12 protein-coding genes are annotated in these 11,379 nt (G+C 39.0%); 3 read left to right on the forward strand and 9 right to left on the reverse strand.

The features are described from left to right. The 3 genes from ubiD to trxA form a co-directional block, all read right to left on the reverse strand. The coding region (ubiD, locus tag HRT50_RS14950) for a 4-hydroxy-3-polyprenylbenzoate decarboxylase (protein ID WP_291615880.1) at positions 1–1,299 on the reverse strand (1,299 nt) is incomplete at its 3' end. Positions 1,300–1,455: 156 nt separating this feature from the next. Beyond that, entirely contained in the window at positions 1,456–2,715 is a 1,260-nt protein-coding gene (gene rho / locus HRT50_RS14955; RefSeq protein ID WP_291615882.1) for a transcription termination factor Rho, read from the reverse strand. A 246-nt stretch (positions 2,716–2,961) separates the two neighbouring features. Further along, on the reverse strand, positions 2,962–3,288 hold the full coding sequence (trxA, locus tag HRT50_RS14960) for a thioredoxin TrxA (RefSeq protein WP_291615902.1): 327 nt from the start codon (positions 3,286–3,288) through the stop codon (positions 2,962–2,964). A gap of 477 nt (positions 3,289–3,765) precedes the next feature. Between trxA and rhlB the strand changes: the two genes are divergently transcribed. Next, complete coding sequence (gene rhlB, locus HRT50_RS14965) at positions 3,766–5,064, forward strand: ATP-dependent RNA helicase RhlB (protein WP_291615884.1); 1,299 nt, start codon at positions 3,766–3,768, stop codon at positions 5,062–5,064. 24 nt (positions 5,065–5,088) lie between these two features. After that, the gene (locus HRT50_RS14970) at positions 5,089–6,114 is read left to right on the forward strand and encodes a phosphatase (protein WP_291615886.1); all 1,026 of its coding nucleotides are present in this window, start codon (positions 5,089–5,091) and stop codon (positions 6,112–6,114) included. 275 nt (positions 6,115–6,389) lie between these two features. Here HRT50_RS14970 and HRT50_RS14975 read toward each other — a convergent pair whose 3' ends face one another. Then, positions 6,390–6,683, reverse strand: a complete 294-nt coding sequence (locus HRT50_RS14975) for a hypothetical protein (RefSeq protein ID WP_291615888.1) — start codon at positions 6,681–6,683, stop codon at positions 6,390–6,392. Next, positions 6,673–7,242, reverse strand: a complete 570-nt coding sequence (locus HRT50_RS14980) for a TetR/AcrR family transcriptional regulator (RefSeq protein ID WP_291615890.1) — start codon at positions 7,240–7,242, stop codon at positions 6,673–6,675. Before HRT50_RS14980 ends, HRT50_RS14975 begins: the two co-directional genes overlap by 11 nt. 130 nt (positions 7,243–7,372) lie before the next feature. Here HRT50_RS14980 and HRT50_RS14985 point away from each other — a divergent pair, with 130 nt between their 5' ends. After that, a complete protein-coding gene (locus tag HRT50_RS14985; protein ID WP_291615892.1) occupies positions 7,373–8,017 on the forward strand; it encodes a glutathione S-transferase family protein in 645 nt (214 codons plus the stop codon). A 102-nt stretch (positions 8,018–8,119) separates the two neighbouring features. On the opposite strand, the gene hemB is transcribed toward HRT50_RS14985, so the two are convergent. The 4 genes from hemB to HRT50_RS15005 all read right to left on the reverse strand — a co-directional run. Beyond that, positions 8,120–9,166: a porphobilinogen synthase gene (hemB, locus tag HRT50_RS14990; RefSeq protein WP_291615894.1), complete on the reverse strand. Its 1,047-nt coding sequence runs from the start codon at positions 9,164–9,166 to the stop codon at positions 8,120–8,122. A 15-nt stretch (positions 9,167–9,181) separates the two neighbouring features. Then, positions 9,182–10,063, reverse strand: a complete 882-nt coding sequence (locus HRT50_RS14995; RefSeq protein WP_291615896.1) for a GGDEF domain-containing protein — start codon at positions 10,061–10,063, stop codon at positions 9,182–9,184. After that, on the reverse strand, positions 10,064–10,891 hold the full coding sequence (locus HRT50_RS15000; RefSeq protein ID WP_291615898.1) for a TatD family hydrolase: 828 nt from the start codon (positions 10,889–10,891) through the stop codon (positions 10,064–10,066). A gap of 12 nt (positions 10,892–10,903) precedes the next feature. Continuing rightward, a partial coding sequence (locus HRT50_RS15005) for a hypothetical protein (RefSeq protein WP_367238884.1) occupies positions 10,904–11,379 on the reverse strand: 476 nt, incomplete at its 5' end.

Genomic DNA, 11,379 nt, shown 5'->3' on the forward strand with positions numbered 1-11,379 from the left:
TTCTATCAATACAGTATCACGACTCGGATCCATTCTTGTGGTCATTGCCCAGATAACATCTTCCCAGTTTCTAGCATTGATATCGTCATCACAAACTATGACAAACTTGGTGTACATAAATTGCCGTAAGAATGACCAAACGCCCATCATTACTACCTTAGCGTGACCGGCATATTGCTTTTTAATAGTGACAATAGAAAGTCGATAAGAGCAAACTTCTGGCGGTAAATAAAAGTCCTGGATTTCAGGGAATTGCTTTTGCAAAATAGGCACAAAGACTTCATTAAGGGCAACACCTAAGATGGCAGGTTCATCAGGTGGCCTGCCCGTATAGGTACTATGATAGATAGCATCTTTGCGCATAGTTATATGTGTTACTGTCATCACTGGAAAACTATCCACTTCATTGTAATAACCAGTATGATCGCCATAAGGCCCTTCTGGCGCCATTTCATCGGGGTCTAAATAGCCCTCCAAAATTATTTCAGCGCTAGCGGGAACTTCTAAATCATTACTTATAGATTTAGCCACTTGTGTTTTAGCACCACGTAATAGACCAGCAAAAGCATATTCAGATAACGTATCTGGTACTGGCGTTACTGCGCCTAAAATAGTGGCTGGATCGGCACCTAAGGCAACAGACACAGGGTATTTCTCGCCTGGATTTTCTTTTTTGAATTCTTGAAAATCAAGTGCGCCGCCACGATGTGATAACCATCGCATGATGACTTTATTTTTACTCAGTACTTGCTGGCGGTAGATACCTAGATTTTGACGTTCTTTGTGCGGCCCTCGAGTGACCGTAAGCCCCCAAGTAATTAGGGGCGCGACATCGCCAGGCCAACAAGTTTGTACCGGTAGTTTAGTTAAATCAACATCATCACCAGATAAAACTATTTGCTGACACAATGGCTTCTTGATGACCTTTACTGGCATATTTAATACTTGTTTATACACAGGTATTTTACTTAGCGCATCACGGAAACCTTTTGGTGGCTCAGGCTCTTTAAGCATAGCCAGCAACTTGCCAACATCGCGTAAGGCAGCAACATTTTTTTGGCCCATGGCTAGAGCAACCCTGTCAGGGGTACCAAAAAGGTTGGTAAGTACCGGCATACTGTGTGGCTTACCATTTTCATCGACCGGATTTTCAAAAAGTAATGCCGGACCTTTCGCTTTAAGCGTTCTATCGCTAATCTCTGTCATTGCTAAATGAGTAGATATTGGCTGAGTAATACGCTTAAGCTGGCCTATTTTTTCAAGTTGACTGATAAAGTCTCTTAAATCACTGTATTTCATCTAAGTTACCAGTAAGAGGTAAGGTACTATACCCATTATCAATCAAGATGCAGGTTTCAGAGTGCTTGAGCACTTTGATTGATAACGGGTATGAGATAAAAAAACCAGTCATTAGACTGGTTTTCATTAATTAAGGTTGAGCTATAAATAAAGCGATTATTTACGCTTCATTGAATCAAAAAACTCATCATTAGTTTTAGTCATGGCCAATTTATCGATAAGGAACTCAATGGCACCAACTTCATCCATTTCATGAACAACCTTACGCAGAACCCACATTTTTTGTAATTCAGCAGGCTTAGTAATAAGCTCTTCACGACGAGTACCACTGCGATTAATGTTAATTGCTGGGAATACACGTTTTTCAGAAATTTTCCGTGACAGGTGTAATTCCATATTACCTGTACCTTTAAATTCTTCGTAGATAACTTCGTCCATTTTAGAGCCCGTTTCAACTAGCGCTGTCGCGATAATTGTTAAGCTACCACCTTCTTCGATGTTACGTGCTGCACCAAAGAAACGTTTTGGACGATGTAAAGCATTAGCATCAACACCACCAGATAGAATTTTACCCGACGAAGGAATAACTGTGTTGTAAGCACGGGCTAAACGGGTAATCGAATCAAGTAAAATGACCACGTCTTTTTTATGTTCAACTAAACGTTTTGCTTTCTCAATGACCATTTCTGCCACTTGTACGTGACGACTTGCTGGTTCATCAAAGGTAGAAGCAATAACTTCACCTTTCACCAAGCGCTGCATTTCAGTTACTTCTTCTGGACGCTCATCAATTAATAATACCATTAGCTCGGCATCAGGATAATTATGGGCAATGCTTTGTGCAATATTTTGTAATAATAAGGTTTTACCGGCTTTTGGCGGCGCAACAATTAAACCACGTTGGCCTTTACCAATGGGTGACGCTAAATCAATAACACGAGCGGTAATATCTTCTGTTGAACCATTACCACGTTCCATGATGAAGCGATCGGTTGGATGAATCGGGGTTAAGTTTTCAAATAATATCTTATTACGGGTGTTTTCTGGGCGGTCAAAGTTAACCTCAGTCACCTTTAATAGAGCGAAGTAACGCTCGCCTTTTTTCGGTGAACGAATTTTACCTTGGATGGTATCACCCGTGCGCATACTAAAGCGGCGAATTTGGCTTGGTGATACATAAATGTCATCTGGCCCAGCTAAATATGAAGAGTCTGCTGAGCGTAAAAAGCCAAAACCATCTTGTAAAATCTCTAAAACACCGCCACCGAAAATATCATTATCACCTTCAGCATGTGCTTTTAAAATAGCAAATATTATGTCTTGCTTGCGTGTTCTAGCTAGGTTCTCAAGCTTCATTTCCGCAGCAAGGCTAACCAATTCATTAATGGATTTTTCTTTTAGTTCGGTAAGGTTCATAGGGGGTTTCTTAAACTATTTTAAGTGATAGTGCCTTCGGCGATTGCCGACACAAGTGTATGTTAAATGTATTTGTTACAATAAGAATAGAGATAAAGCGATGTTATTTTGTACTCAGGGGCTAAATTTAGCACTAAAATTTGATTAGGTAAAGGCTGAATAAAAGCTAAGTAAATATTTTTTCAGCCAAAAACAAAAAGCCTGGTAACTTAGCTAGCAGTTATCAGGCTTTTTAAATCTTATCATTTATAAGTTTTTATCTAAAAACTCTTTTAGTTGAGTTTTCGATAGTGCGCCCACTTTCGTGTCAGCAATTTCACCATCTTTAAAAAGTAATAAGGTTGGAATACCACGTACACCATATTTAGGTGGTGTCGTTGAGTTTTGATCTATGTTTAATTTACCAACAGTCACTTTGCCTTCGTATTCATCGGCAATATCATCAAGTACTGGGGCAATCATTTTACATGGACCACACCATTCAGCCCAAAAATCAACTAATACTAAACCCGATGCTTTTAATACATCTGCTTCAAAACTATCATCAGTTAGCTGAACAATTTTATCGCTCATCATATTCTCCGTTGTTATGGCGAAAACGCCTTTGTGGTAATTACTCTGGGGGTAATTATACCGTGATTCACTGCTTTTCCAATACTGTTTTCTGTAACATTGTTATTAATTAAGCCGTAATAGCGATTCTAAGAAGTTAGTTTCCAGCTCAGAGCTATAATTATGGAAGTTAGAATAAATAAAGTTTTCATAGGTCTAATTATTCTAAATTAAACAAACTTGTGTCGTTCTTACTTGTCTGACAAGCTGCCCGTATGCAAGTTTAAATACTTATAAACAGCGTTATTGCTTTCGATAAGGACGCTACAACAAGTACCTTATTAGCTAATGCAGGAGTAATTTCCTGCATAACCATTATCTTCAAGCTAAAGCTTTTAATTCTCGCTGCATTAGAAATAACTCAATAGAGTTAGTATAAAATCTAATTAATTAATTTTTAAGCAACTATTTAGTAAACAAAAATGTTAAGCTTGCGCCATGAAAAAAACACACTTAACTGAAACAAAATTCACTGACCTAAATCTTGCCCCGCAAGTTGTCACTGGACTAGAAGCTATGGGCTTCGAATATTGTACGTCTATTCAGGCGATGTCTTTACCCGTTCTGCTAGAAGGCACTGATATAGCTGGCCAAGCACAAACAGGTGAAGGTAAAACTCTTGCCTTTTTAGCTGCTACTTTTCATCACCTTCTGCAAAAAGAAGCGCCTACACATAACCAACCTCGCGCCTTAATAATGGCGCCAACACGTGAATTAGCTATACAAATTCACCGTGATGCTAAAGAGATGGCAAAAAGCACTGGCTTACGCCTTGGTGTTGTATATGGGGGCGAAGGTTATGAAAGTCAACGCTTAGAATTAGAAGCTGGTGTTGATATTCTTATTGGCACTTGTGGTCGTTTGATCGATTACATGAAGCAAGGTATTTATAACCTTACTAACATTGAAGTCATCGTGCTTGATGAAGCCGATAGAATGTTTGATTTAGGCTTTATTAAAGATATTCGTTATATGTTTAATAAAATGCCTCCAGCTACTGAACGTTTAAGCATGCTATTTTCGGCAACTTTATCATTCCGTGTAAAAGAATTAGCCTTCGATCATATGAATGATCCTACCAGTGTTGAAGTTGCGCCAGAGCAAAAAACCAATATTCGTATTAGTGAAGAGCTTTTCTATCCATCTAACGAAGACAAGATGTCTTTGTTACAAACATTGATTGAAGAAGATTGGCCTGAAAAAGCGATTGTTTTTGCCAATACCAAACATGTTTGTGAAAAAGTTTATGATCACCTGAATGCCGATAAAATACGTGTTGGTTTATTAACCGGTGATGTACCACAGAAAAAGCGCTTAAAAATATTAGAGCAATTTACTGAAGGTACCATAGACATTCTGGTTGCAACCGATGTTGCTGCTCGTGGTTTACATATCCCTAGCGTAACTCATGTTTTTAACTATGACTTACCTGATGATTGTCAAGATTATGTCCATCGTATTGGTCGTACCGGTCGTGCTGGTGCAAGCGGTCATGCGATTAGTTTAGCTTGTGAGCAATATGTTTTTAATTTACCTGAAATTGAAACTTATATTGAGCATGAACTACCAGTAACTAAGTATGATCATGATGCATTATTGACTGATTTACCTAGACCTAAACCTCGTCAACGTCGTCATAGATCTAATACGTCAAGAACAGGTGGCAACCGCCAAGGTGGTCGTTCTAATACTCGACCAGCCAACCGTAGTGGTAATAGCAATCGCGGCAACCGCTAAACTATTCCCTGGATTTAAAGCACATTGAGTGATTTAGAGAGCCAAAATCAAGCCACGTCAAAGGCAATACCACAGTATGATGAGAACCATTACGCTGTGGTTGATTTAGGCTCTAATAGTTTCCACCTACTTATTACCTGCTTGATTACTGAGTCAAGTGCAGAACCAATAGGTGAATCAAATAGAAAATCACTAAAAACCGTTAATAAAGTTAAGCAAAAAGTACGCTTAGCTGCAGGATTAGATGATAACAACCTGCTTTCTGACGAAGCCATTGCACGTGGCCTTGACTGTCTGAAAAACTTCGCTCTACATCTACAAACTATCCCAGTAAATAATATCCTTATTGTTGCCACAGCTGCATTACGCATGGCTAAGAATAATCAGCTATTTTTTGATGCTGCTAAACAGATCTTACCTAAACAGATAAAATTATTAAGCGGTGAACAAGAAGCCAAAACAATTTATGCCGGGGTTGCCCATACCTCTATCAGCAATAAACACCAATCACATGCCAAAAAGTTGGTACTCGATATTGGTGGTGCTAGTACTGAAATTATCGTTGGTTCAGGCTGTACCGCAAAAAAATTGGTTAGTTTAGATATTGGTTGTGTTAGCTATATTGGTAAATACTTTGCTGGTGGCGTACTTAATCAGCAAAATTTTGACCTCTGTATCGCCGCTGCATCGAATGTTATTAATACAGTGAACAATGATTTTGTTCAACTTGGTTGGCAATCTGCTGTTGGCAGTTCAGGTACCATGCAAGCCATGATAGAGATACTTAAACAACGTCAACAAGCACCTACTATCACTTTAGTATTTCTTAATGAAATCCAGCAAACTCTGATAAGTTGTCAGACCATAAACAATATCGAAATAGCAGGACTAAGAGCTGATCGCAAAGCAATATTAGCCAGCGGGTTAAGTATATTGATAGCTTTGTTTAAATGTCTGCGTATAAAAGAATTATGTCTTTCAAGTGGCGCTCTTCGTGAAGGTTTACTCTTTGAATTAGTTCCTGACGCAAAAATTATCCATACTCTCTAGTATTACTTAACCTCAACTCTGGTTAATGAATGTTTGATACTTGCAAAGTAACTATTAATATCAATTAGTTGCAATACCAATAAAAAATATTAGTCTCTTTATATCACTCAATATTGATAGTTTAGTGTCTATCAAGGCGGTTCTGTGTACCCAATAGCTGGCTATTGGTAGCAGAACTAACAAAGATAGGCGCTAAAATAACTTATTGAGTAACTTTGCTTATCCAGAGTTGAGGTTACTTATCTTCCCTATCTTTTACTTGTCTTAAGATACCTTTAGCTACCCTTAGGAAGTGAATCCCTGAAATACCAAAGCGCCACTGGAATTTCAATAATGCTATAACTCAGTAAAGTGAACCAAAACCAGTTTAGCTCAAACATTAAAAAATCAAACTCCACAGCTGTCCCCCAATATTTATTTGCCACAATAACTAACGCTAAGCCAGAAGCCAGGCAATCAAATAGCGCCACTTTATTCAGGTTTTTACCGGCCAATTTCGGATACACAGAGACATAAGCAATTACAATAATTACAGTATTAAGTAATATTATAGTTAATTCAGCTGACATCAGTGCCTTCCTCATTTGATAGTGTGCTAACCCCTGCTTGGCAAGCGGCCAAAAGCTCATTGCTTAAATTTTTATCATCTAATGCCCTAGATAAAGCCAAGCCACCAACCATCAATACCACGCTTTGTAGTGCTTTTTCTCTACTTAGGCATAACGAGTCGGCTTGGGCGATAAAAGCTTGTAACGTTTTAGTATAAGTTGCTTTGACCTGACTATCTTGCTGATTAATATCGGAGACTAAAAAAGCTAACGGGCACGCTTGTTCATATTGATCATCTCTATGCTCAGCACTTAAATAATACTGCGCAAACGACTTCATATTCTGCGGACAATTTACTGGCTTTCTTTGAAAGGCGACAGTTGCTGCTTTTCTGATTGCTTGTGCGTATAAGTCACTCTTTGATTTGAAATGACTATAAAAAGCCCCGCGCGTTAACTCGGCATTTTTCATCACTTGGTCAATGGATATCTGCTCAAAGCCATGATGAGTAAAAAGCATAGCTGCACTGGTTAAAATTCTATCTTTTGACTGTGCCTTATGAGTATCTTGCCACGCCATTGCCATGTCCCAGTTGTTTGATTAATTACCTTGCTAGTATTCCATATTTTTAAAATATGTTCTTTAACATATTTTAATTAAGGTTAAGTTATTTCCTATACAGTAAATTTGATAAATAAAGGAGAATAAAATGACAGCTGAAACGATAAATATCTACGGACCAAGCTTTTCAAATTTCGTCCGCACGGTCATGCTGGTATGTGAAGAAAAAAAACTTGCTTACAGCGTTGGCTTTGAAGTGGCAGGAAAGGAAGTCGCCTTTAAAAGTGAGCAGCACTTAAGCTGGCACCCTTTTGGCAAGATACCGGTGTTACTAGATAACGGCTTGGTTCTGCCCGAAACAGCCAGTATTTGTCGCTACTTGGATGCAGATAAGGCGTTGCAGCCGGACAATAGCTTGGCTGTTGCCAAGCACGATGCCCTTTGTGCGTTAATCTCAATAGATATTGATAAAGTATTGGTACGAGAATACTTGCTGGAGTTTGCTTTTCCCAAAGGGGACAACAACAGTGTCCGCTTTGACGTGGTGAAAGAAGTTCAGCCTAAAGCTGCAACCGTACTCGCTATCATTGAAAAGATACTTGCTGAGGAAAACTCGTTATCATCTGCACAATTCACCATTGCCGATGCTTTATTAGCGCCCATATTGCATTATATATCTTGCTTACCTGCTGGTTTTAACCTGCTGACAGACTTTCCTAAGGTAGAGCAATATTTAGCTAATTTAATGACAAGACCGTCTTGCCAGAAAGTATTAATAGCTAAAAAACTTTAATAACAAGCTTAAAGCTTCCGACTAAGTCGAATGCTAGCCAATAAAAAACGCGAGAAATTCGCGCTTTTTTATTGGCTTTAAAGTTAAGTTTTAATTAAAAAATTAAGCGTCTTCTTTTAACCAGCGAGCAACTTTTTTGGCAAAGTAAGTTAGAATACCATCGGCTCCTGCACGTTTAAATGCTAATAAACCTTCCATAACACAAGGTTTTTCCTCTAACCAACCATTTTGAATAGCGGCCATATGCATGGCATATTCACCACTGACTTGATAAGCATAGGTTGGCACCTGAAAGGTGTCTTTAACACGGCGCACTATGTCTAAATAAGGCATACCAGGTTTTACCATTACCATATCAGCACCTTCGGCAATATCTTGAGCCACTTCATGTAATGCCTCGTTACTATTAGCAGGGTCCATTTGATAGGTATGTTTATTGCCACCTTTAATATTACCAGCTGAGCCGACGGCATCACGGAATGGTCCGTAGTAATTAGAGGCATACTTTGCTGAATAAGCTAGAATTTTAGTGTTAACAAAACCATTCTCTTCTAAAACTTGCCTGATTGCACCGACACGACCATCCATCATATCTGATGGTGCAACTATATCTGCCCCAGCATCTGCATGTGATAAAGCCTGTTTAGTTAAAATATCTTTGGTGACATCATTTAAAACATAACCGCTGACACCCGCTTTATTGTCATCACTGTCACTTAAAATACCGTCTTGGCCATGGGTAGTAAAAGGGTCAAGGGCAACATCAGTAATCACGGCAAGTTGTGGGAATTTAGCTTTAAGTGCGCGTACTGCGCGTTGAGCTAAACCCTCAGGGTTATATGCTTCTTCCGCCATCAATGATTTTTTATCACTTGGCGTTACCGGGAAAAGGGCAATAGCTGGAATGCCTAGATCGACCAGCTCTTGCGCTTCTTCTAACAATAAATCAATACTTTTACGCTCAACACCCGGCATTGAAGCAATAGCTTCACGCTGATTTTCGCCTTCAAGCACAAAAACAGGGTAAATAAGATCGTTGACTGTTAACTGAGACTCCGCCATTAAACGACGAGTATGATCATCAACGCGCATACGGCGCATACGACGAGCTGGATATTGGCCAAAAGCCGAATTACCATTGTGGTACATAAGTATTCCTAAAAATTATTCTGTTAATATATATTGTTGTGTTTGATTGCGGCCATTGTGCTTAGCTTGGTATAGCGCTTTATCAGCGCCAGAGAAAATTTGCTCGGGCCCGACATCAACTTCTTGCTGGTAAGTACAGGTACCACAGCTAATCGTGAGTGGTATCTCTATTTCTTGAAAGATGAATGCTTGTTCATTGAGCAGCAAACGTAATTGTTCAGCCATGAGTAAAGCACCTTCTACCTCGGTATTAGGCAGAATAAGACAAAACTCCTCACCTCCATAACGAAAGGCTATATCAGCACTACGCTTCAAGCTTTGCTTTATATGTTTAGCCAACCAAATTAGACACTGATCTCCGGCTAAGTGACCGTAGTTATCATTCACTAATTTAAAGTGATCAATATCAATTAACACTAAGCTCAATGGCGTTAGATTACGGCGACTACGGCGGTACTCGGCTAATATTTTTTGATCATAATGTCGTCGATTGTGTAAGCCGGTAAGTTCATCTAGGACATTTTTCCGTTCAAGCTCTTGGTTGGCACTTTCTAATTCTTGCAGGGCAATATTAAGCTCTAGAGTACGCTCTTGTACTCTTTCTTCTAATAAATCTTGATTGTCTTGTTGCTCTTGAGCCAAACTTTGCATTGCCTGATCGGCTATTTTGCTATTGTTTTTTGCTAATTTAACTCGCAATAACATTTTTTGATATTTTTTGTGAAAGTGACGATTTGAATAGCAGAAAATTAAGCCAGTTATTACGCTGCCTAAGAAAAAACCCATGCCAAAACATAGGCGTTCGGTCGACTCATCTGTCATTGCCATACTCACAGGAGTATATAGCATCAGTAAGGATACATAACCTGTGACTTTAGCGATAACAATTGGCTTCATTTAGGCTAATTCTTTCATTGTAGGAAAATTAAAGACTTTTTCGGCATTACGGCTAGTTTGCCAAGCAATCTCTTCTTGGTCAAGACCTGTAATGCTAGCAATTTCTTTCAGGATGTAAGGTAAATAACTAGGTTCGTTACGGCTACTTTTGGGTTTTGGTCGAATCGTTCGAGGCGTTAAATAGGGTGCATCCGTTTCAATCAATAGACGATTTAACGGAATTAAGCTGACAATATCTCGAAGAGTTTGACCACGGCGCTCATCACATAGCCAACCGGTAATGCCAATATACATATCAGCTTTAATGCATTGCATTAATTCATTTTTCTCACCAGTAAAGCAGTGAGAGACCATAGCAGGTACTTTACCTAAGTATGGCGATAGAATATTGAACCAAGGTTCAAAAGCATCTCTTTGATGTAAAAATAGCGGCATTTGTAGCTTTGCCGCTAAAGCAACTTGTTCGCTAAAAACTTTAAGCTGTTGTGCCGGAGCAGAAAAATTACGATTGAAATCTAAACCACATTCACCAATAGCTTTCACCGGGGCTTGCATAGCTAATTGTTGCAGTTGTTCTATGTAATCAATTGAAACATGGTCAGCGTCGTGTGGATGAACACCTGCGGTGCTATATAAAAAATAGGGGAAATCTTCTTGGTATTGCTGACACAGTGCTAAGGCTTTTTGACTTTCTGCAACACTGGTGCCCGTGATCAGTAAACCACTGAGCGCAACCGATTGTGCGCGAAGAATGACTGCTTCACGGTCTTTATCGAAGCGCTTATTGGTTAAGTTAACGCCAATATCTATTAAAGTGCCTTTATTCAAAGTAATCTCGCTCTATTTTAGCCTTTTGACTTTAATCCGTTTATTGCTATGTTCTTTTTTTAAATATACCGCGCCAAGTGCGCCCTTGGTTATACTTACTTTCAAACCAACTTGTAACTTAAGCTTCTGACCATCTTTTTGTTGCCATTTTTGACCATTTTCAAAAACTATTTTCCATTGTCCACGTAATGTTTTAGTTAATTCACTAATGGTCAGGGTAATGCTATTTATTTCTTTAGCCAGTTCTTCTTTCGATTTTTCTACATGACCTTTGGCAAATTCATCAATTTGCTGCTCTGTTAATGGCAACTTTTCACTTGTTACTGCCTTACTAGTAGTTTCTGCTGGTAAAGTCTTGCTCTGGGTAAGTGCATCAAAACAGGTTAATCTTGCTTGGTCCTGGCTTATTTGACTACAAGTATTGATTTCAGCAGCGAGATGAGGCGCTTTAGCTTGCACAATGAAGGGCAAGGCTAAGCCACTGATAA

This window comes from Colwellia sp. (genome assembly GCF_013215345.1).
In the GTDB taxonomy this organism is placed as follows: domain Bacteria; phylum Pseudomonadota; class Gammaproteobacteria; order Enterobacterales; family Alteromonadaceae; genus Colwellia.